The sequence below is a fragment of the Ruegeria sp. CH2 genome, assembly GCF_056537065.1.
The window spans coordinates 802,767-823,002 of sequence record NZ_JBQFQV010000001.1; the positions used below are offsets into that span (position 1 = coordinate 802,767).

Consider the following 20,236-nt stretch of genomic DNA (forward strand, 5'->3'; position numbering starts at 1 on the left):
ATTTGGTGACAAATCCGATCCATTGAAGTACATCACGGGGAAACAGAATTGACGGAGCCCCAAATGGACCTGAGCGCCCTGCACAGTTTTCGTGTGACTGCCTGTGACCTGAACGGTCAGATGCGGGGCAAGCGCGTGCCCCCTGAATATGCGAGCAAGCTGGAGAAAGGTGCAGTGCGAATGCCGTTCTCGGCGCTCAATGTCGATCTCTGGGGCGCGGACATCCACGGCAGCCCGCTGGTGTTTGAAACGGGCGATGCTGATGGCGTGCTGCGACCAACCGACCGGGGCCCGGTGCCTGTCCCCTGGCTTCCGAAAGAAACGGCGCTGGTTCCGATGAGCTTGTTTGACGATGCAGGCACTCCGTTTGCGGGTGATCCGCGTCACGCTCTGTCTGCCATTCTTGACCGATATGCCAAACGCGGTTGGTCGGTCGTCGCGGCGACCGAACTGGAATTCACACTCATCGATGCCTCGGGCGCGCAACCGCAACCTCCGTTGAACCCGATCACCGGGCGCCGCCTGCTGCACGAATCCGTTCTGTCGGTCGCTGAAATGGATGCGTTCGAGGATTTCTTTACAGACCTCTACGATGGCTGCGCCGCCATGGACATCCCCGCACAAACCGCCATCTCGGAAAGTGGCGTTGGCCAGTTCGAAATCAACCTGAATCATCAGGATGCCATGCGCTGCGCCGACGATACGTGGCTTTTCAAGGCGTTGACACGCGGCCTTGCGCGCAAACACGGGTTTGCCGCAACATTCATGTCAAAACCCTATGCCGATGATGCGGGCAATGGGATGCATGTGCACTTCTCAGTGCTGGACCAACGCGGTCGCAATGTGTTCGACAATGGCGGGCCTGAAGGGACCAGCATTCTGCATTCCGCTGTCGCGGGTTGTGTGGCGGCCATGCCAGGCAGCACGTTGATTTTTGCTCCGCATGGCAATTCATACACCCGGCTTGTACCGGGTGCGCATGCGCCGACCGGGGCCTGCTGGGCCTATGAGAACAGAACAGCCGCAATTCGCATCCCGGGTGGAGCACCGGCAGCGCGGCGCATCGAACACCGCGTCGCGGGTGGTGACATCAACCCTTACCTGATGCTGACGGCGGTATTGGGCGCAGCCCTTGTCGGGATCGAAGACGGCCTGCACCCCCCTGCCCCGATCACAGGCAATGCTTACGATATTGAAGACCTGCCCCAACTGATGCCGGACTGGGCAACTGCAATTGACAGGTTTGAAACCGACCCCCTGGTCGCCCGACTTTTCTCGGCTGACCTGATCCAGTACCTGACCATGACTAAGCGACAGGAAGTTGAACGATTTGAGCGCATCACTCCTGAAGATCACTGGCTGAGCTATCTCGAGGCGGTTTGACCCCCCTTGCCGCCTCATTGGGACTCAGCTAGAGTGAATTTGATCAAATTTGGTGACACATGAAAATCGGCATTTTACAAACCGGCCACACACCAGATGCCTTGCACGGCGAATTTGGCGACTATGATGAGCTGTTTCCTGAACTTCTCGGTGGCAACGGATTTGAGTTCCAGACCTTTGCCGTGGTCGACGGCATATTCCCAGGCGGCGCATATGACGCAGATGGCTGGGTCATTACCGGTTCGCGCCACGGCGCGTACGAAGACCTGCCGTGGATCGCCCCACTGGAAGACTTGGTCAGAGAGATTCAGCAAAGCGGAAAGCCACTGATCGGCGTATGCTTTGGACATCAGATCATCGCGCAGGCACTGGGCGGCAAGGTCGAGAAATTCTCGGGCGGATGGGCCGTCGGACGCACTGAATACGAATATGACGGCAACACAGTCTGGCTGAATGCCTGGCATCAGGATCAGGTTGTCGCGCTGCCCGAAGGGGCGCGCGTTCTGGGTCAGAACGCATTTTGCGAAAACGCTATGCTGGCTTATGGAGACACGATCTGGACGGTTCAGGCCCACCCCGAATTCACCAATGGTTTTGTCGCGGGCCTGATGCGCACACGGGGAAAAGGCGTCGTCCCCGAAGACCTGATGCGCGAGGCCGCAAATCGCGAAACCGCTCCGGATGACAACGCCACAATCGCGCGCCATATGGCCGAGTTTTTAAAGAAAGAGAGAGCCTGATGGCTGATTGGACTGATAAACTGCCGGAAGCCGCCAAAGCCTATTTCCACGGACAGCGGCTGGACGAGGTTGAATGTATCATCTCGGACCTTCCCGGAATTGCGCGTGGCAAGGCCGTGCCTGCCACGAAATTCGCCAAGCAATCCTATTTTCACCTGCCCGACAGCATCTTCTTCCAGACCATCACGGGGGACTGGGGTGAAGCCGCGGGTGACGACGGGTTCATCGAAAAGGACATGATCCTGAAGCCCGACTATTCGACGGCTTCAGCCGCGCCCTGGACCGGGGACTGGACGCTGCAGGTGATCCACGACGCCTATGACCGGGATGGTGATCCGATCCCTTATAGCCCACGCAACGTGTTAAAACGCGTGGTCCAGCTGTATCACAACCGAGGCTGGAAACCGGTTGTTGCGCCAGAGATGGAGTTCTTTCTGGTCGCCCCCAACGTCGATCCCGCACAGGAAATCAAGCCGATGATGGGGCGTTCTGGCCGCCCCGCTGCGGCGCGGCAGGCGTATTCGATGACTGCGGTGGACGAGTTCGGCCCGGTCATCGACGATATCTATGACTTCGCCGAGCATCAGGGGTTCGAAATCGATGGCATCACCCAGGAAGGCGGTGCGGGCCAGTTGGAGATCAACCTGCGCCACGGCAACCCGGTCAAACTTGCTGATGAGGTTTTCTACTTCAAACGCCTGATCCGCGAAGCGGCATTGCGGCATAATTGTTTTGCAACCTTCATGGCCAAACCGATCGAGGAAGAGCCGGGCTCGGCCATGCATATCCATCATTCAATTATCGACATGGAGACCGGCCAGAACATCTTTTCGGGCCCGCAGGGCGGCGAAACGGACGCGTTCTATCACTTCATTGCCGGGTTGCAGAACCATCTGCCCGCCGGTCTGGCCGTGATGGCACCTTATGTGAACTCGTATCGTCGTTACGTGAAAGACCACGCGGCGCCGATTAATCTGGAATGGGCTCGCGACAACCGCACTACAGGCATTCGCGTTCCTCTGTCCGGACCTGAATCGCGCCGTGTCGAAAACCGCATCGCCGGTATGGATTGCAACCCGTATCTGGGCATCGCCCTGTCGCTGGCGTGCGGCTATCTGGGTCTGGTCGAGCAGGAACGCCCGCGTCGTCAATTCTATGGTGACGCCTATGAAGGCGAAGGGGATATCCCTCAGGTCATGGGCGATGCACTGGATCTGTTTGACGAAGCCACCGCCCTGCACGAAATCCTTGGCCCCGAGTTTGCCCGTGTCTATGGCATCGTGAAACGGGCCGAGTATGAAGAATTTCTGCAGGTCATCTCTCCGTGGGAACGGGAACATCTGCTGATCAACGTCTGAGACTTTTCGTGAACCTGCTCTATTCCAATGACCGCAAGGGCGAATACCCTGCCAGCTGGTATGCCGCGACGGCAAACCCAACGGCACGCTTTCCTGTTTTGGCCGAAGATATTGTGGCGGATGTCTGCGTTGTGGGCGGCGGCTACACAGGCCTGTCCGCAGCATTGCATCTGGCCGAGGCGGGGTTCGATGTCGTTCTGCTTGAAGCCCACCGTGTCGGATTTGGTGCCTCGGGGCGCAATGGTGGTCAACTGGGCAGCGCGCAGCGGATGGATCAGGAAGACCTTGAGCGTCTTGTTGGCGACCCGGATGCCGCAAAGCTGTGGGACCTGGCCGAAGACGCCAAGGATCTGGTCAAATCACTGATCGCCAAGCATCAGATCGCGTGCGACTTGCAACCCGGTGTCGCGGTTCTGGGTCTGTCAGCTTCGGAACGAAAAGAGCTGCATGACCATGCAGGCCATCTGTCCGACCGGTATCACTATGACCAGATCAAGCTGCTGGATGAAGACGAAGGCCACAAACTGTGCCCCTCGCCCGCTTATAAGGGTGGGTATCTGGACATGGGGGCCGCTCATCTGCACCCATTGAACTTTGCGCTGGGGTTGGCACAGGCTGCGGCCAAAGCGGGTGTTCGCATCTTTGAGGGTACCGAAGTCATCGGTATTGACGAAACCCGGCCTGCCCTGATCCGGACCGCCAGGGGGAACGTTAGGGCCGACCATGTTATGCTGGCCTGCAATGGCTATCTTGGCAATCTCAACCGGACCGTCGCGGCCCGTGTCATGCCCATCAACAACTTCATTGCAGCGACCGAACCCCTTGGCAGCGAGGCTGCGCGGGTCCTGACTCAGGATGTCGCGGTCGCGGATACCAAGTTCGTGGTGAACTATTTCCGCCTCAGCGCCGATGGCCGGCTTTTGTTCGGTGGCGGCGAAAGCTATGGCTATCGTTTTCCTGCGGATGTCGCTGCGAAGGTCCGCAAGCCGATGACCGAGATTTTCCCACATCTGCGCGATGTCAAAATCGACTATGCATGGGGTGGGACGCTGGCCATTACCATGCGGCGGATGCCTTATCTGGTGCGTATCGCACCCAACATTCTGTCTGCTTCCGGCTATTCCGGTCATGGTGTAGGCACCGCGACCCATGCCGGGCAACTGATGGCGCTGGCCATTCAGGGACAGGCAGAAGGGTTCGATACAATGGCCCGCGTGCCAACTCTGCCCTTCCCCGGCGGGTCCGCCCTGCGCAACCCGCTGCTGGTGCTGGCAATGACATGGTTCGCCTTGCGGGACCGGCTTGGGATCTGATCCACGTTACTTGTGACAAATTGGTGAATTTCCGCTGGCGCGGCGATTGAGGGCTTGGATTGCCACCTGAATAGCTTTATCTTTACCAAAGATAGAATTCGGGAAATCCAAATATGACGCTTCCACCAAACGTTCATGACGCCGAACCCATCCCAGAAGCAGCAAAAGAAGCCATCGACGCCCTGATGCAGTCGGGCGACTTGTTTCGTTATACCGCCCCGCAAGATGCCCCGGTGTCTTTGCTGGAGGCCGAGTTTGCCGAACTGCTGGGCACAAAATACGCTCTCGCTGTTTCATCCTGCTCTGCTGCGCTGTTCCTGTCGCTCAAGGCACTGGGTCTGCCGCGCGATGCGCGCGTCCTGATCCCCGGCTTCACTTTTGCGGCGGTTCCTTCGTCAGTCATCCACGCGGACTGCATTCCGGTTCTGTGCGAAGTAGGCGAGAATTATCGCATCGACATGGCCGATTTCGAGGCCAAGCTCGACAGCGTTCATGCGGTGATCATCAGCCACATGCGCGGCCACACATCTGATATGGACGCGATCATGGCACTTTGTGACGCGCATGACATCCCGGTGATCGAAGACGCCGCGCATTCGCTGGGCACGACCTGGCATGGCAAAAATATCGGAACCATCGGCAAGGTCGGCTGTTTCTCGTTTCAATCCTACAAGATGATCAATGCGGGCGAAGGCGGTATTCTAATCTCAAACGATGCTGATCTGGTGGCTCGTGCCGTCATCATGTCGGGCGCGTACGAACATAACTGGAAGAAACACAAAGGACCGCACGGCGACAACTCGCCCGAGTTGGAAGAGGCCTTCGTCCGCTGGCAGAACAAGTTACCACTGTATAACCTGCGTTTAAACAACCTGAGCGCCGCTGTGATCCGCCCGCAGATCCCAGAACTGGCCCGTCGTGTCCGCGATGGTCTGGCGAACCACGACTATGTTGCCGGGCGCTTGAATACCTCACCCCATATCGACGTGCCAGCGCCACTGCCTCCTGAGCGGCGCGCGCCGGATTCGATTCAGTTCAATCTGGTTGGGTTGCAGGAACACGAGATTCGCGCATTTGCCGCCGCAGCCGAGGCGCGCGGCGTCAAAGTTCAGGTCTTTGGCCTGAGCCAGGACAATGCACGCGCCTTCTGGAACTGGCAATTCCTGCCGGAAACGTTCGAACTGCCGCAAACACGTGACATGCTGATGAAAGCGTGTGACGTCCGACTGCCCGTACGCCTGACACGCGCAGAGTTGGACGTGATCGCGGATATTCTGCTGGCCGCCGTCGGCGAAGTGACCGGCCCAATGCCGGTCTACGGCACCTGAGACTAGAACTGACCCACTTAAATGGTGGGCCTTTTCCTCAGGCTCACCTTAATTCAGTTTTGAAAGCTTCTGTTGAAGTTCGGCCAACTGTTTCTTGATATCGTCAAGATCCTCTTTCGGCTCTGACTTTTCGCTTTCCTTCTCTGGCGAGGACCATCTGCCAGACAACCCACCAGTCATAGCCTTCAGAAAGGCCTGCTGCTGTGCTTTCAACGCTTCAAAACCCGGCATCTGGGACATCGGGTTCATGGCGTTCATGTTTTCCATCATCTTGCTTTGGCTTTCGCGCAGCATATCGAACGAGCTTTGCAGGAATTGCGGCATCATGCCCCCGCCAGGCAGCATGTAACTGCGCACAAGATCGTTCAGAACATTGACAGGCAGCACATTCTCGCCGCGGCTTTCATGTTCAGCAATGATCTGCAGCAGATACTGCCGCGTCAGGTCGTCGCCGGATTTCAGGTCGATGATTTGTACTTCGCGCCCGTCACGGATGAATCCCGCGATATCTTCGAGCGTCACGTAATCGCTGGTCTCGGTGTTATACAGCCGACGGCTGGCATAGCGCTTGATCAGCAGCGGTTTTTCTTGGTCCGACACCGGGTACCCTCCCCAAGGATGATGCGTTGCAGCACAGGTTATGCGAGTGCAGCACAAAAAGAAAGGGCAGGTCAATGGACCTGCCCAACGCGATTGCACCTATAGGGAGGGTCGGGTGCGTTTCGCTGACTTTTCTTACTTCGCAGCAGCAGCTTTTTTAGCGGCTGTGGTCACGTCGTTGGTTGCTTTTTTAACAGCGGCGGATGCTTCTTCCGCAGCTTCTTTACCAGCAGCCATCAGCAGTTCGACGGTTTCGGTCTGAACTTTTTTCGCGATTTCTGCGAAAGCGGCCATGTTCTCGGCTGCAACTTCAGCAGACGCGCTTGCGAAATCGGTTGCTGCTTTTGCGTAGTCGGCAGGCTCTGCCTTGGCTTTCGACATCTCGGTCAGTTTGGCCAGCGTGTCTTTGGTCCATTTGCTCGAGATTTCTGCCGATTTCTCTGCTGCTTCCAGAGCAACGCCCGACAGCTTTTCATTCAGCGAAGCGGTCGATTTGAATGCGCCTTCCATTGCGGTTGTGTCCACAGGGAATGCACCCATCATGTCTTTCATGATCGCGGTAAAGTCTTGGGTCTTAGCCATTGTCATAATCCTTTTAGCCAGTCCGGGCCCACCCCGGGTTTCATCAGCTTGAGGACAATATGATTGCTGCAATGCAGCATTGCAAGTTTTTTCTTGCTGCATTGCAGAAAATTTTAAATTTCAGAATGAAATCAGTCGTTTGGTTTTGCCACTACATACGTTCCGGGTGCAGCAGCCAGGCTCGGGTGCTTCGAATCGCCGGGTTTGCGGGCCGGTACCTGCTTGCCCGACCGTTTCTTCAGCCAGGCATCCCACATGGGCCACCATGACCCTTCATGAAAATCGGCTTCCTTTAACCAGGTGGCGGCGTCTGATTTCAAATCCGGGTTGGTGTAATGCCCGTACTTTTTCTTGCTGGGCGGGTTCACAATACCCGCAATATGACCCGACTCGGAAACCACGAAAGTTTTTGATCGCGAGCCCATTTTTTGCACACCGCGATAGCAATCTTTCCACGCCGCGATGTGATCGGTTTCGCATGTAATGGCCATAAGGGGCACATCAACGTCACCAAGCTTTAGCTTATGCCCCAGCAACTCAAAGCCATCGGTGGCAAATTCGTTGCGCTGGCATAGTCCACGCAAGTACTCCACCGCCATTTTCGCCGGCAGGTTGGCTCCGTCACCGTTCCAGTACAGCAAATCAAAGGCCGGGGGCACTTCACCCATCATATAGCTGCGAATGGCCGGGCCATAAATCAGGTCACGTGATCTCAGGAAGGACATTGTGCGCGCCATGATCCACGACCGCAGAACACCTTCCTTTTTCACTTCTTCTTCGATTCCGTCGATAAAATCGTTTTGAAGGAAGGGCGTGAACTCTCCCTGATCGGAAAAATCCGTCAATGCGGTGAACAGAGTCGCCGATTTGACCGACTTGTCTCCTCGTTGTTTCAGCAGTGACAGCGTCAGGCTCAGGGTGGTGCCCGCGATGCAATACCCCACAGCGTTGACCTGTTTGACCTTGCAAATCTTCTTGGCCGTCTCGATTGCGGTCAGGAAACCATCCTGAATGTAGTCTTCCATGCCTGTTTCAGCATAGCTTTCGTCCGGATTGACCCAGCTCACAACAAACAAGGTATATCCCTGCTCGGTGATCCATTTGATCATACTGTTCTGGGATTTCAGGTCCAGAATATAGAACTTGTTGATCCAGGGCGGGAACAGGACAATCGGAGTCTCATAAACCGTTTCGGTCGCCGGCTTGTACTGGATCAGTTCCATCATCCGGTTGCGAAAAACCACCTCCCCCGGCGTCGTCGCCAGGTTACCGCCGACCTCAAAGGCACTTTCATCTGCCAGTTTGACGACCAGTTCTCCATTATTGGCCTCAAGATCTGACACAAGGTTTTCCAACCCCTTGATCAGTGACTGGCCCTCGGTTTCGACCGCTTTTTGCAAGGCATCCGGGTTGGTCGCCAGGAAATTTGTCGGCGCCATCATGTCGACGATTTGTTGCGAGAAATACTGCAGCCGCCTTTTGTCCTTGGCATCCAGATCGTCCACGGACGCAACAGCCTGCGCGATCGCTTGCGCATTGGTCTGGTATTGCTGGCGGATCAGACGGAAATAGGGGTTAGTTTCCCAAAGGGGGTTCGAAAATCGCTTGTCTTCTGGCTTGGGTGCTTCGCCTTCCGCGTCAGACGCAGTCAGCGCTTTCTGCGCCTCGGCAAAGTTCAGCACTGACTTACCCCAGAATTCTATCTGCTGTTCCAGTAATTTGGCGGGATTTTGCCAAGCCTCGGCCCAATAGGCACTTGCTGCTCGTGCGAAAAGCTCTTGATTCGGGCCGTCTAGCGCGGGAGTGTGGGGCCGTTTTACAGCCATGACCTCAATCAGGCGCTTCGATAACTTCTCGACCTTATCCATATTTTCTTTAAGGCGTTCAATGTGTTCTTCGGATACGTCTGGCATGTGGTCTTCACTAGTTGTCATTTTAACAATTCCCCCCTAACCTCGCTGCTATGCAGAATAACGTCGTGGGTGCTGGGGGGCAAAGCGACGAATGGTCCGAACTATCAGGCTGACACTCAGGAGGCCCCGTTTATGCGCTATATGATGACCTACGACCTGATGGAAACTGCGCGAAACACCAACCAATGGCTTGGTGCAACCGCCAGCGCGATGGCGTCCTATCCGATGTTTTCGATGGTGCCGAACCCCGCATTCAACTGGATGGCCGCTTGGGGCGAGGTTACCGAGCGTACGTTCCAGCGGATGGTTGCAAAGCCCGATTGGGGTATTCGCACGTTCACCTGCGAAGATGGCAAGGATCATCTGGTTGAAATCACGACTGTTCTGGAACGCCCTTTTGGTGATCTGGTACATTTCCGCGTCAATGGCCGGAAAGAACAACCCCGCAAAGTGCTGTTGGTTGCCCCGATGTCCGGGCACTATGCAACGTTGCTGCGCTCGACGGTCAAAAGCCTTCTGGTCAATTGCGAAGTCTACATCACCGATTGGCATAATGCGCGTGATATCCCTGTGTCCGCAGGTAAATTCGATGTCGAAGACTACACGCTCTACCTTGTAGATTTTATGAAAGAGCTTGGACCGGACACCCATGTTGTTGCCGTTTGCCAACCTGCGCCTCTGACATTGGCCGCAACGGCATACCTGGCCGAAATCGAACCCAAAGCGCAGCCAAGCACTCTGACGCTGATTGGTGGCCCCGTCGATCCGGACGCAACGCCGACCGATGTGACAGACTTTGGCCGTCGCGTCACCATGGGCCAGTTGGAAGAAACAATGATCCAGCGCGTTGGCTTCAAGTACAAAGGCGTTGGACGTATGGTCTATCCGGGTCTGCTGCAATTGGCCTCGTTCATGTCCATGAATGCAGATCGTCACTCCAAAGCGTTTTCCGACCAGATTCAGCGCGTCATGCGGGACGAGGCCTCAGATCAGGATGCGCATAACCGCTTCTACGACGAATACCTGGCCGTTATGGACATGACCGCCGAGTTCTATCTTTCGACGGTCGAGCGGGTCTTTAAGAATCGAGAGATTGCGAGAAACGAGTTCGTGGTCGCGGGTCACAAGGTGGACATCAGTAAGATTACCGATGTTGCGGTGAAGACTGTCGAAGGTGCAAATGATGACATCTCTGCACCCGGCCAGTGTATTGCCGCGCTGGATTTGTGCACCGGCCTGCCCGACAGCAAAAAGGCAAGCCACGTTGAACCCGGCGCCGGTCACTATGGTATCTTCGCAGGCCGCAGCTGGCGCGACAACATTCGTCCTCTTGTGATTGATTTCATGAACGAAAATGCGCGAAAACCAAACCGTCGCGCGGCCAATTCCAACAAGGTTGCCTAACCGAAATGAGTGGGTCAGCGCAAAATGGCCTTACCTTTTCCTGCCAATGCGGCAACTTGCAGGGACGCATTTCACCCCGCGGTGTTCAGCAAGGGACACATGTTGAGTGTTTCTGTCACGATTGCCGTGCCGCTCAACTATATTTCAAGCAACCCGACCCTGCACCTGCGCCTGTCGAGATTTTTCAGATCGCACCGGATGAGATCGAAATCAGCACCGGAAGTCAGTATCTTGCGGCGATGCAACTCAGCCCCAAGGGCATGCTGCGTTGGTACGCCAGTTGCTGTAACGCACCTTTGGCGGCAACGCCCAAAACCGCGAAACTCCCGTTTGCTGGCGTTATCGTCGGCAGGGTTGCGGGAGGTGCTTCAGCGCTTGGGCCCGTCACGACACGTGGGTTTGTTCCCCAACCGAACGGAAAGCAAAAGCACGAAAATCCCGGCCCCGCTATTTTTGGACTGTTGCGCAGGGCCGTCGGATCGCGCCTGTCTGGGCGATGGAAGAACACACCGTTTTTCGACCGAGAAACCGGTAAACCCGTAGTGACGCCAACTGTCATTTCAAAGACCGAACGCGCGACGCTTTACCAGTAATCAAACCGTTGCTGGGCGTCCAACCAGGTTTGCAGCGCCTCATTGACGATGTCGGGCGTTTCGAGGGTCGGCAAGTGACCCGCCTTTTCAATAACCAGCAGTTCCGCTCCGGTAATGAGCTCTGCCATGAAAGAATGTCGTTTAACCGGTGTCAGAGTGTCATGCGCACCGCACAGAACCAACGTGGGCACCTTGATGCGGCGCAATGCGGCCTGTTGATCCGGGCGGCGTTGCAGAGCACGCATTTGACGCACGAAGGTTTCAACACCCAAATCCTGTGCCATTGCCAACAAGCCGTTCAGGATGGGAATGCGCTGCGGGCCCGGTGCCAGCGTGTCGGACCCCACAAGTTTCCGCAGGACCTCCTCCAACCGGCCACCCTGCGCGCCAATGATCAGGTCTTCGCGACTGGCAGCCATTTGAGGCGTGTCCGCCTGTGCATCAGTGGCCATCAGGCACAGGCGTGACACACGTTCCGGTGCCCGGCGGATCAGCTCTAACGCGACCACACCACCCATGCTTAATCCGGCCAGTGCAAACCGATGTGGAAGCTGGTCCAGCAAACCCGAGGCGATCTCTTCGATACGCTCACCTGCGGAAATCGGCGCAACGGTTACGGGTCGCGTCTGCGAAAACACCTCGATCTGAGGGCGATACAGTCGGGCATCGCACATCAGTCCAGGTAGCAGTACCAGCGGCTCGATCACACGGGGCCTCCATGCGCTCGGTTTTCCGAGTCTTTGGGTTTGTAGTCAGGTTGAGAGTTTATTACATTCAAACCAGCGGAACGTCACGGATAGGCGATTGCCAGAAAAGCCGGAAAGTCAGCATAGCGGGACCGTCGTGAAGCTGTACTTTCCTCGGGCTCAGCGCCCGGTTTCAGCAGGCATCCGCGTGGCGCAATGTAGCTGTCAATCCGGCGCTGCGGTTTAGGGCGCCACACCAGATTGAAAGCGCAGAGTTTCGGAAAAAACCAGATCTCGGAGTAATCCAGGTGATCATGCATCCACCATGCCAGATCCCGCCAATCCCTGCCCTGCGCATACTGATCCGCGAACCAGGGAATTACAACAGACGCCCCGGCAATCCGCGCATCACCGGCCCCACGATCCCAGATGTGGCATTCCAACGGGTGATCATTCCGGGCGCAGTTCAGTTTGTTTTCATTCCCAAACCTGTTTAGCGACGGTGAGCGATAGCCCGAGCGCACGGCGATCCTGCCAAAGGTCTCTTCCAGAGGGTCCAGCAGAGTTTCACAGAACGCACGTCCTGTCTCGATTGCCAGATCCGGGTTGTCTGGAATGTTCTGTTTCTGGTGAAAGTTCCCGATCTCGGAATAGAGGAAATCGCGCATGAAGAAATACCGGGACAGACGAACGCGCCCCAACGTCTCAAGGCTCCACATACTGCCCGGCTTTCGCATCGTCCCACGACCCGAGGCCGCCATCATTCCACCCCCAGCCCTTTTAGCCAATCCAGAATACCGTCCACAGCCGCGCCGGTCTGCCCTGGCGACATCAGGCGACCGGCAATAACATGAGATGACGGATCATCCTCGGGGCCCATTGTCACCAGTTTGACGGATGTTGGTGCACCCCACAGTTTGGCGACCTCGTGGGTTCGGTCAGGGCGCACCACCTGATCGTTGTCCGAGAACCAGAACAGCACGGGCACCAGGGCATTCGAGAAATCCAGCGCATAGACTTTTTCAACCAGAACGGACATCGGTACGACCGATTCCCACGGATAGACAGTAGACCAATATTTGTTCTTCTCCGGGTCTGGCCCCGATACATCGCGTTCGTCCCCCATCAGGACCGGTAACCAATCCCTTGCCCATGGCAAAGTGGGGATCCAGGCCGCAGACGTGTTGACCCCGAAATTAGGTGAGACAAAGACCATGCCGACAACATCTTTGCTGAGGCTGGCATCCAAAGCGGCGGCGGCTGCAAGCGTCGCACCGGTCGACGTTGAGATCACAATCACCTTGTCCCCAACAGCACGTGCGGCTGCCAATCCCTCGGCAGTGTCCAGCATCCAGCCCGAGGCAGTGCCTTCCGCCATGGCTGATCCGGTTCGCCCGTGACCTTGCAAGCGTGTGTAAACCAGATTGGCCCCCAGCGCGTCTGCCACAAGGTCCGGCACTGGCCGGATTTCCTCGGAACTTGCTGAAAAGCCATGGATGTAAAGAACGGAATACGGGGTGCGCCGCTCGTTATAACCATCCTGCCAGATCACTCGTTTTTCGACACCCGGAACGATATCGTCAAACGCGGCTTCGTTGCTTTCGAAATAAACCTGCACGCCCTCACCAAACTTTCGAGGATCAAAGCTTGGGCTCAGGTTCACCTCTTCGCGCGGGCCAAACCAGTAGATAAGGCCACCAACGGCAATCAACGCAAGGAACAAGCGTCCTAGAAGCCTTCCAAAACGCCGCATCACGCGTCTCCCAACACATCCAGAACCGCCGCCTCGATCATGCCAAGACATGCATCGTCCGAGAACCTGTGATCGGCATCCTTGACCAAAAGAAGCTGCATGTCCGGCCCTGTTGCGTGGTCTAGCAACCGAACGGCCGTTTCAGTCGAAACGGCTGTATCCGCTGTTCCCTGTAGGAAACGAACCTTGAACGGCAGGTTCAACGTGTCGCGCAGTACAAGGCGCTGCCGCCCATCTTCGATCATCCGTTTGGTGACGATGTAAGGCTCCATGTAATCGGACGGCAACTCGACATGCCCGACAGTTTCCAGGGCGGCTTTCTGGTTATCGGTGAATGAAGCCCAATAGCCATCTTCCGTGAAATCCGGCGCGGCTGCGATCGTGACCATACCTGCTATCCGGTCCGGCATGGCCTTGGCCAGCAAAAGCGCCTGCCACCCCCCCATGGACGAGCCGACAACAATCAGCGGCCCCTTGGTCAAGGCATCGACCGCAGCAACAGTGTCCTCATGCCAATCCCCAATGCAGCCATCCGTGAAAGCACCAGAGCTTTCGCCGTGACCGGAATAATCAAACCGCAAAAAGGCCCGCCTCCGCGCCTGCGCCCAAGCTTCCAGATGGACTGCCTTGGTGCCTTCCATATCCGACATGAGCCCACCCAGAAAAACGATGGTCGGCCCTGCCCCTTCGGTCTTGTGATAAGCCAGTCGCCGCCCCTGCGGCGTCTCCAGAAAATTCGTCGCTGCCATGAAACCTTCTTTCCTTTTACTGCATCATGCACGCCCCACCCCCGAGTGCAATTCCGCCCACTTCATCTTTTTTCAAATACTCCGGGGAGCGCGAGGGGCTGGCCCCTCGCCCCTACACTTGACACAGGCATATCCACCTGCCACATCAGCCAGACGCAAATAACCCGCAACCGGGCGTTCAGTGGGCGCCAAACCGACGAGGAGAGCCGACATGGCCCTGGATTCAAAATCCGTCTCTCTCACTTTCCCAGATGGCAACGCACGTTCCTATGACGCAGGGGTTACGCCTGCGCAGGTGGCTGCCGATATTTCAAGTTCGCTGGCCAAAAAGGCCATCTCAGCCACCGTTGACGGCAAACACTGGGACCTGCAATGGCCCATCGAAGCCGATGCACAGATTGCCATCCACACCATGAAGGATGACGTCCAGGCCAACGAGCTGATCCGCCACGATCTGGCCCACATCATGGCCCGCGCCGTGCAGGAAATCTGGCCTGCGACCAAGGTCACCATCGGACCCGTTATCGAAAACGGCTGGTATTATGACTTCGACCGGGACGAACCGTTCACGCCCGAAGATCTTGGCCTCATCGAGAAAAAGATGAAAGAGATCATCAACAAGCGCGACCCTGTCACCACCGAGGTTTGGGACCGCGAACGGGCCATCGAGTTCTACAAGGCCAATAACGAGCCCTACAAGGTCGAGCTGATCGAAGCCATTCCCGGGGATGAGCCGTTGCGCATTTACTGGCACGGCCACTGGCAGGATTTGTGCCGCGGTCCGCATCTGCAACATACCGGTCAGGTTCCCGGTGATGCGTTCAAGCTGATGTCCATCGCCGGTGCCTATTGGCGCGGCGACAGCAACCGCGCGATGCTGCAACGCATCTACGGCGTGGCCTTCACCGGCAAGGAAAAGCTGAAAGACCACCTGCATATGCTGGAAGAGGCCGCAAAGCGCGACCACCGCAAACTGGGCCGCGAGATGGACCTGTTTCACATGCAGGAAGAAGCCCCCGGTCAGATCTTCTGGCACCCCAATGGCTGGTCCATCTACACCCAGTTGCAGGATTACATGCGCCGTCAGCAGCGCAAGGGTGGGTATGTCGAGGTAAACACGCCGCAAGTCGTTGACCGCAAACTGTGGGAACGTTCAGGCCACTGGGACAAGTATCAGGAGAACATGTTCATCGTCGAAGTGGACGAGGAACATGCCCGTGAAAAGGCCGTTAACGCGCTCAAACCGATGAACTGCCCCTGCCATGTCGAGATTTTCAAGCAAGGCCTGAAATCCTATCGCGACCTGCCGCTGCGCATGGCCGAGTTCGGGTCGTGCAACCGGTACGAACCCTCTGGCGCGTTGCATGGCATCATGCGGGTGCGTGGGTTCACGCAGGACGACGCCCACATCTTTTCAACCGAAGAACAGATCGAGGCGGAGACCGCCGAATTCATCCGTTTCCTCAGTGTGATCTACAAGGATCTGGGATTCGAGGATTTTTCGGTGAAGTTCTCAGACCGTCCCGAAACCCGCGCCGGATCGGACGATGTCTGGGACAAGGCCGAAGCGGCGCTTTTGTCCGCCACCCGTGCCGCCGGGATCGAACCGGAACTGAACCCGGGCGAAGGTGCATTCTATGGTCCGAAACTGGAATTCGTGCTGACGGACGCCATCGGGCGTGACTGGCAATGCGGCACCTTCCAGGTCGATTTCGTTCTGCCCGAACGGCTGGATGCCACCTATATCGGCGCCGACGGGGCCAAGCACCGCCCGGTCATGCTGCACCGCGCAACACTTGGTTCGTTCGAACGCTTCATCGGTATCTTGATCGAGGAACACGCAGGCAAATTGCCGTTCTGGCTGGCCCCGCGTCAGGTCGTCGTCGCGTCCATCACGTCCGACGCGGACGACTATGTCACCGAAGTGGTCGAAACCCTGCGTGCTGCGGGTGTGCGGGCCGAAGCCGACATCCGCAATGAAAAGATCAACTATAAGGTCCGTGAGCATTCGGTCGGCAAAGTACCTGTAATTCTGGCCGTCGGTCACCGCGAAGTTGACGAACGCACCGTAAGCGTGCGGCGACTGGGTGAAAAACAGACCCAGGTACAACCGCTTGATGTTGTAACAAAAGAGCTGGCACACGCCGCCACCCCGCCAGATCTGCTGTAACAAACAGCACCATTTCCAAAAAAATCCGACCCCTACTAAGGGGTCGGATTGTAACATTTCACCCTTTCTTCATCAAAAACAGTGTATTACGCTGCAAGGGGGCAGGCCGCCCCATGACGCGCTTGTGAGACACGGGCTCGTGAATTCAACTCTGCCCACCAAGCCACTACCTTTGTCATTGTCACAAGCAGACATACCCAGTCATCAAGAGGATTACCGAGATGTCGAACACAGCTAAGTCCCTGGTTATCGCAACCGCAGTCGCAGCCGCCGTATCGGGTGTCGCAACCACAGCAAGCGCACAGGCAAAAGAAAAGTGCTATGGCGTATCGCTGGCCGGTCAGAACGACTGTGCCGCAGGCCCCGGCACCACCTGCGCGGGCACCTCGACCGTTGATTATCAGGGCAACGCATGGACCTTGGTTGACGCAGGCACCTGCGCCGACATCGAATTGCCTGCGGAAGCAAACGGCACACCGCGCAAAGGTTCGCTGGAAGCACTGGACCGCGACCTGCCGGCATAAGACTGGCCTGACGATTTCAAGGGGCGGGCACCATCGCCCGCCCTTTCCCTTTCGTGATCAAGGAACTGGCCCATGTTGGATGACAGCCACCGGTCAAACCGCCTGCCCGCAGCACCGGGCGTTGGCTACAAGCCGCAGCATTTTGCTCAGATACTTGAACACGCACAGCCCGTTGCATGGCTGGAGATCCATGCCGAGAACTATATGGGCGACGGCGGGCGGCCCTTGGCGCAGCTGCGCCACCTTTCCGAACATTTCCCAATCTCGGTCCATGGCGTTGGCCTGTCCATTGGCGGTGAAGGCGCGCTGGACCCCGATCATCTGGCCCGGCTGAAACACTTGGTCGGCTGGCTGAACCCCGCAAGCTTTTCCGAACATTTGGCTTGGTCCACCCATGACAGCCATTTCTACAACGACCTGCTGCCCCTGCCCTATACAGACGAAACTCTAGCGCGGGTTTGTGAACATATCGATCAGGTCCAGCACACTGTCGGGCGGCAGATGCTGCTGGAAAATCCGTCCAGCTATCTGGCCTTCGAGGAAAGCACCTGGTCCGAACCTGATTTCCTGAGGGAGATTGCAAAGCGCACCGGATGCGGCCTGTTGCTTGACGTAAACAATGTCTTTGTCTCAGCCACCAATCTGGATTTCTCGCCGCAAGGTTATATTGACGCTTATCCGCTTGAAAAGGTGTCGGAAATTCACCTTGGCGGCCATGATGAGGATGAAGACGATCACGGTCATCCGCTGCTAATCGACAATCACGGACGAGAAGTGGTCGACCCGGTGTGGGCTCTGCTGGATTATGTGCTGGAGCGTTCGGGGCCAAAACCCGTTCTGATCGAATGGGACACGGATGTGCCGGATTGGCCCGTTCTGCGGAATGAGGCCGTTCGCGCGCAATCCGCTCTGGACCGGATACCGGTATGAGCGTTTCGCAATCTGAATTCCGCGCGGCCATGATGGATGCGTCAGCGCCCGTTCCCGGTGGATTGCTGGACGGCGGTGCGCGACCGGCCGGTCGCAGATTCAGCGTTTACCGCAACAACGTTGCGGTGTCGCTGACCGAAGCGATGCATCAGGCGTTTCCTGTGATTGCCAAATTGCTAGGGGCGCAGAACATGGATGGGTTGGCCGGGATTTTCCTGCGTCAGCACCCGCCCTCCTCTCCGCTGATGATGTTTTATGGCGAGGCGTTTCCTGATTTTCTGGCAGGAATGCCCCAACTTGCCCATCTTGGATACCTGCCGGACGTGGCCCGGTTGGAGATTGCCTTGCGCAAGTCCTACCACGCCGCCGACAGCGAACCTGCACCGGCAGATGTTCTAGCCGTCGAACCCGAACAGGTCATGCAGGCCCGGTTGCAGTTTGCACCGGCCATGCAGGTGATCCGCTCGGATTGGCCAATTTTCGCGATCTGGCGATTTAACAGCGAAGAGAACGCACCGAAACCGAATGCCGGTGCAGAGGACGTGTTGATCACACGCGCCGAGTTCGATCCCACACCCAATCCACTTCCGGCGGGTGGTGCAGACTGGATCGCCTGTATGCAGAACGGCGACACAATCGGTGACGCATATGAAAAAACGACTGCCAAACTGCCTGAATTTGATCTTGGAACCACTCTGGCACTGCTGTTGCAGGGCGGTGCAATAACCTCTGTGACTATCGAAAGGCCCGAGACATGACTGCTTTGATCTCAACCTACAATAACACCATGGGAAAACTGGACCTTGCCTCTGGCTGGTTGACCCCTACGCTGGCACGACTGGTCTTTGTTGCGGTTCTTCTGGTTTATTACTGGAACTCAGCCATGCTGAAGATCGACGGATCGATCTTTTCGCCTTCGGCAGGTGCCTTTGGTCAGATATTCCCAAAAGCGGCCGAGGCTGTTCTTTATGACGTCTCCCAAATGACGTTCTTCCAACGCATCGTCATCTTCATGGGAACAATTGCCGAATTTGTTCTTCCGACCCTTCTTCTGGTTGGACTGTTCTCGCGTCTGGCGGCTTTGGGCATGATCGGTTTTATCTGGGTACAGACTCTTGTCGACGTCACCGGCCATGGCGTGAAACTGGGCAGCCTGTTCGACGCGGCGCCGTCCCTGATGGATCAGCGCACGATGTGGACCTTCCTGATGCTGGTGATCGTCATCAACGGCGCAGGGCCGATCTCGCTCGACCGGATCCTTCGCCTTAAGTAACTTAGAAATGTGCCTTGGGCTGGTCCGGTTTTCCCGCGGCCAGCCCAAGTATCCCGGCGATCCCGGCAAATGTGATCGGGAACATGGTGAAAACACCAAAACCAAAGGCGTAGTACATCGCAGCCGCTGACCCCAGCAACAAGATCCCGCCAATCAACGCGCGCGCTGGTGCCATGGCCCCGCCCGCGATTGCCAGCAAGGGCGCGATAATCGAAATGGCTTGCACCAGATCAGGATTGTCGACCTGGCTTAGAACTCCGTCAATCTCGCCGACATGGTCAACCACGACCACCTTTGCATAGCCGAAGAACCCGACGATCATTCCGATCAACCCGGCGATTACACCCAATAACATTGCGGCATTACGCATTGAAAACCCTCATTGTAGCTTTCACGCAGATAAGCACCCGTTCAGGAAATGCCAAGCTGAGCACGGGTTTCAGCTGTCCAACCCAACAACAGCCTGCCATCGACTTCGATCAATGGGCGTTTCATCAGGGTCGGGTGCTCTTTCAAAAGCTCCAAAGGGGGCTTGGCACGCTGGGTTTCGTCCAATCCGCGCCATGTCGTCGATCTGGTATTAAGCAAGTCATTGCCGAACTCGGCAAAGGCCCGTGACAGCACCGAACCCGGCACACCGTCGCTGCGTACATCAGAAAATTTGACGTCTGGCAGCGATTTCAATGCCTTGCGACAGGTGTCACAGTTTTTCAATCCATAAAGCTGCATGTCTTTGACGCTCCTGCCCATGCTTTGATTTTAAGCAATCTTGCCCGCTTCTTGCGGTTATTCTTGATTTTTTACTTCACCGTGCAATGTTGAAAAAGGCGAAACACACGAATTGGACTGTTCAGCCAGTGCCAAAACAACTTTTTCGTGGTGACGCTGACCACAGCCCCCACCAATTTGTGGGACAATGCGTAAGTAGAAGGAGACA

General features: G+C 56.6%; 21 protein-coding genes. 12 read left to right on the plus strand and 9 right to left on the minus strand.

The window, feature by feature from the left end; all coding sequences use genetic code 11:
- Positions 1 to 63 precede the first annotated feature (63 nt).
- The 5 genes from ACR0M9_RS03995 (at position 64) to ACR0M9_RS04015 (ending at position 6,122) form a co-directional block, all read left to right on the plus strand.
- Entirely contained in the window at positions 64 to 1,383 is a 1,320-nt protein-coding gene (locus ACR0M9_RS03995) for a glutamine synthetase family protein (protein ID WP_480546534.1), read from the plus strand.
- 59 nt (positions 1,384 to 1,442) lie between these two features.
- Positions 1,443 to 2,123, plus strand: coding sequence for a type 1 glutamine amidotransferase (locus ACR0M9_RS04000; protein WP_209503436.1), 681 nt, complete (start codon positions 1,443 to 1,445; stop codon positions 2,121 to 2,123).
- The gene (locus tag ACR0M9_RS04005; RefSeq protein WP_209596891.1) at positions 2,123 to 3,481 is read left to right on the plus strand and encodes a glutamine synthetase family protein; all 1,359 of its coding nucleotides are present in this window, start codon (positions 2,123 to 2,125) and stop codon (positions 3,479 to 3,481) included. The genes ACR0M9_RS04000 and ACR0M9_RS04005 overlap by 1 nt, the downstream gene beginning before the upstream one ends.
- Before the next feature lie 8 nt (positions 3,482 to 3,489).
- Positions 3,490 to 4,794, plus strand: coding sequence for an NAD(P)/FAD-dependent oxidoreductase (locus ACR0M9_RS04010; RefSeq protein WP_480772883.1), 1,305 nt, complete (start codon positions 3,490 to 3,492; stop codon positions 4,792 to 4,794).
- 113 nt (positions 4,795 to 4,907) lie between these two features.
- Positions 4,908 to 6,122, plus strand: a complete 1,215-nt coding sequence (locus ACR0M9_RS04015) for a DegT/DnrJ/EryC1/StrS family aminotransferase (RefSeq protein ID WP_480772884.1) — start codon at positions 4,908 to 4,910, stop codon at positions 6,120 to 6,122.
- Positions 6,123 to 6,170: 48 nt separating this feature from the next.
- Here ACR0M9_RS04015 and phaR read toward each other — a convergent pair whose 3' ends face one another.
- The 3 genes from phaR to ACR0M9_RS04030 all read right to left on the minus strand — a co-directional run bounded on the left by phaR (position 6,171) and on the right by ACR0M9_RS04030 (position 9,238).
- Positions 6,171 to 6,722: a polyhydroxyalkanoate synthesis repressor PhaR gene (gene phaR / locus ACR0M9_RS04020; protein WP_480473452.1), complete on the minus strand. Its 552-nt coding sequence runs from the start codon at positions 6,720 to 6,722 to the stop codon at positions 6,171 to 6,173.
- Between the two features lie 135 nt (positions 6,723 to 6,857).
- Positions 6,858 to 7,304: a phasin family protein gene (locus tag ACR0M9_RS04025; protein WP_209503426.1), complete on the minus strand. Its 447-nt coding sequence runs from the start codon at positions 7,302 to 7,304 to the stop codon at positions 6,858 to 6,860.
- Between the two features lie 131 nt (positions 7,305 to 7,435).
- Positions 7,436 to 9,238 (minus strand): PHA/PHB synthase family protein, encoded by a 1,803-nt coding sequence (locus tag ACR0M9_RS04030; protein ID WP_480772885.1) that lies wholly within the window; start codon positions 9,236 to 9,238, stop codon positions 7,436 to 7,438.
- Positions 9,239 to 9,349: 111 nt separating this feature from the next.
- Between ACR0M9_RS04030 and phaZ the strand changes: the two genes are divergently transcribed.
- Both phaZ and ACR0M9_RS04040 read left to right on the plus strand, forming a co-directional pair.
- Positions 9,350 to 10,621 carry a polyhydroxyalkanoate depolymerase gene (gene phaZ, locus ACR0M9_RS04035; RefSeq protein ID WP_480473454.1) on the plus strand — a complete coding sequence of 424 codons (1,272 nt, stop codon included), beginning with the start codon at positions 9,350 to 9,352 and terminating at the stop codon, positions 10,619 to 10,621.
- Between the two features lie 5 nt (positions 10,622 to 10,626).
- Entirely contained in the window at positions 10,627 to 11,214 is a 588-nt protein-coding gene (locus ACR0M9_RS04040) for a DUF6151 family protein (RefSeq protein WP_480473455.1), read from the plus strand.
- Here ACR0M9_RS04040 and ACR0M9_RS04045 read toward each other — a convergent pair.
- From ACR0M9_RS04045 to ACR0M9_RS04060, 4 genes are all read right to left on the minus strand, one after another.
- Positions 11,205 to 11,921 carry an alpha/beta fold hydrolase gene (locus ACR0M9_RS04045; RefSeq protein WP_480772886.1) on the minus strand — a complete coding sequence of 239 codons (717 nt, stop codon included), beginning with the start codon at positions 11,919 to 11,921 and terminating at the stop codon, positions 11,205 to 11,207. The genes ACR0M9_RS04040 and ACR0M9_RS04045 overlap by 10 nt on opposite strands.
- Before the next feature lie 83 nt (positions 11,922 to 12,004).
- Positions 12,005 to 12,619: a hypothetical protein gene (locus tag ACR0M9_RS04050; protein ID WP_480772952.1), complete on the minus strand. Its 615-nt coding sequence runs from the start codon at positions 12,617 to 12,619 to the stop codon at positions 12,005 to 12,007.
- A gap of 41 nt (positions 12,620 to 12,660) precedes the next feature.
- Positions 12,661 to 13,653, minus strand: a complete 993-nt coding sequence (locus ACR0M9_RS04055) for an alpha/beta hydrolase (protein WP_480772887.1) — start codon at positions 13,651 to 13,653, stop codon at positions 12,661 to 12,663.
- The gene (locus ACR0M9_RS04060; protein WP_480772888.1) at positions 13,653 to 14,402 is read right to left on the minus strand and encodes an alpha/beta fold hydrolase; all 750 of its coding nucleotides are present in this window, start codon (positions 14,400 to 14,402) and stop codon (positions 13,653 to 13,655) included. The genes ACR0M9_RS04055 and ACR0M9_RS04060 overlap by 1 nt, the downstream gene beginning before the upstream one ends.
- A gap of 211 nt (positions 14,403 to 14,613) precedes the next feature.
- Between ACR0M9_RS04060 and thrS the strand changes: the two genes are divergently transcribed.
- The 5 genes from thrS to ACR0M9_RS04085 all read left to right on the plus strand — a co-directional run bounded on the left by thrS (position 14,614) and on the right by ACR0M9_RS04085 (position 19,299).
- Entirely contained in the window at positions 14,614 to 16,572 is a 1,959-nt protein-coding gene (gene thrS / locus ACR0M9_RS04065) for a threonine--tRNA ligase (RefSeq protein ID WP_480772889.1), read from the plus strand.
- Between the two features lie 221 nt (positions 16,573 to 16,793).
- The gene (locus tag ACR0M9_RS04070) at positions 16,794 to 17,096 is read left to right on the plus strand and encodes a BufA1 family periplasmic bufferin-type metallophore (protein WP_209503410.1); all 303 of its coding nucleotides are present in this window, start codon (positions 16,794 to 16,796) and stop codon (positions 17,094 to 17,096) included.
- 72 nt (positions 17,097 to 17,168) lie between these two features.
- Positions 17,169 to 18,026 carry an MNIO family bufferin maturase gene (gene bufB / locus ACR0M9_RS04075; RefSeq protein WP_480772890.1) on the plus strand — a complete coding sequence of 286 codons (858 nt, stop codon included), beginning with the start codon at positions 17,169 to 17,171 and terminating at the stop codon, positions 18,024 to 18,026.
- Entirely contained in the window at positions 18,023 to 18,784 is a 762-nt protein-coding gene (locus ACR0M9_RS04080) for an HvfC/BufC family peptide modification chaperone (protein WP_480484200.1), read from the plus strand. The genes bufB and ACR0M9_RS04080 overlap by 4 nt, the downstream gene beginning before the upstream one ends.
- Complete coding sequence (locus ACR0M9_RS04085; RefSeq protein ID WP_480504609.1) at positions 18,781 to 19,299, plus strand: DoxX family protein; 519 nt, start codon at positions 18,781 to 18,783, stop codon at positions 19,297 to 19,299. The genes ACR0M9_RS04080 and ACR0M9_RS04085 overlap by 4 nt, the downstream gene beginning before the upstream one ends.
- Position 19,300: 1 nt before the next feature.
- Here the strand turns inward: ACR0M9_RS04085 and ACR0M9_RS04090 are convergent, their stop codons facing one another.
- Both ACR0M9_RS04090 and ACR0M9_RS04095 read right to left on the minus strand, forming a co-directional pair.
- Entirely contained in the window at positions 19,301 to 19,669 is a 369-nt protein-coding gene (locus ACR0M9_RS04090) for a hypothetical protein (protein WP_480504607.1), read from the minus strand.
- 41 nt (positions 19,670 to 19,710) lie between these two features.
- Positions 19,711 to 20,028 carry an ArsC/Spx/MgsR family protein gene (locus ACR0M9_RS04095; RefSeq protein WP_480484202.1) on the minus strand — a complete coding sequence of 106 codons (318 nt, stop codon included), beginning with the start codon at positions 20,026 to 20,028 and terminating at the stop codon, positions 19,711 to 19,713.
- Positions 20,029 to 20,236: the final 208 nt, after the last annotated feature.

Coding starts and splice junctions, on each gene's coding strand:
- ACR0M9_RS03995 (WP_480546534.1), top strand. CDS start 64: ATGGACCTGAGCGCCCTGCACAGTTTTCGTGTGACTGCCTGTGACCTG.
- ACR0M9_RS04000 (WP_209503436.1), top strand. CDS start 1,443: ATGAAAATCGGCATTTTACAAACCGGCCACACACCAGATGCCTTGCAC.
- ACR0M9_RS04005 (WP_209596891.1), top strand. CDS start 2,123: ATGGCTGATTGGACTGATAAACTGCCGGAAGCCGCCAAAGCCTATTTC.
- ACR0M9_RS04015 (WP_480772884.1), top strand. CDS start 4,908: ATGACGCTTCCACCAAACGTTCATGACGCCGAACCCATCCCAGAAGCA.
- ACR0M9_RS04025 (WP_209503426.1), bottom strand. CDS start 7,304: ATGGCTAAGACCCAAGACTTTACCGCGATCATGAAAGACATGATGGGT.
- ACR0M9_RS04030 (WP_480772885.1), bottom strand. CDS start 9,238: ATGACAACTAGTGAAGACCACATGCCAGACGTATCCGAAGAACACATT.
- phaZ (WP_480473454.1), top strand. CDS start 9,350: ATGCGCTATATGATGACCTACGACCTGATGGAAACTGCGCGAAACACC.
- ACR0M9_RS04040 (WP_480473455.1), top strand. CDS start 10,627: ATGAGTGGGTCAGCGCAAAATGGCCTTACCTTTTCCTGCCAATGCGGC.
- ACR0M9_RS04050 (WP_480772952.1), bottom strand. CDS start 12,619: ATGTGGAGCCTTGAGACGTTGGGGCGCGTTCGTCTGTCCCGGTATTTC.
- ACR0M9_RS04055 (WP_480772887.1), bottom strand. CDS start 13,653: ATGCGGCGTTTTGGAAGGCTTCTAGGACGCTTGTTCCTTGCGTTGATT.
- ACR0M9_RS04060 (WP_480772888.1), bottom strand. CDS start 14,402: ATGGCAGCGACGAATTTTCTGGAGACGCCGCAGGGGCGGCGACTGGCT.
- thrS (WP_480772889.1), top strand. CDS start 14,614: ATGGCCCTGGATTCAAAATCCGTCTCTCTCACTTTCCCAGATGGCAAC.
- ACR0M9_RS04070 (WP_209503410.1), top strand. CDS start 16,794: ATGTCGAACACAGCTAAGTCCCTGGTTATCGCAACCGCAGTCGCAGCC.
- bufB (WP_480772890.1), top strand. CDS start 17,169: ATGTTGGATGACAGCCACCGGTCAAACCGCCTGCCCGCAGCACCGGGC.
- ACR0M9_RS04080 (WP_480484200.1), top strand. CDS start 18,023: ATGAGCGTTTCGCAATCTGAATTCCGCGCGGCCATGATGGATGCGTCA.
- ACR0M9_RS04085 (WP_480504609.1), top strand. CDS start 18,781: ATGACTGCTTTGATCTCAACCTACAATAACACCATGGGAAAACTGGAC.
- ACR0M9_RS04090 (WP_480504607.1), bottom strand. CDS start 19,669: ATGCGTAATGCCGCAATGTTATTGGGTGTAATCGCCGGGTTGATCGGA.
- ACR0M9_RS04095 (WP_480484202.1), bottom strand. CDS start 20,028: ATGCAGCTTTATGGATTGAAAAACTGTGACACCTGTCGCAAGGCATTG.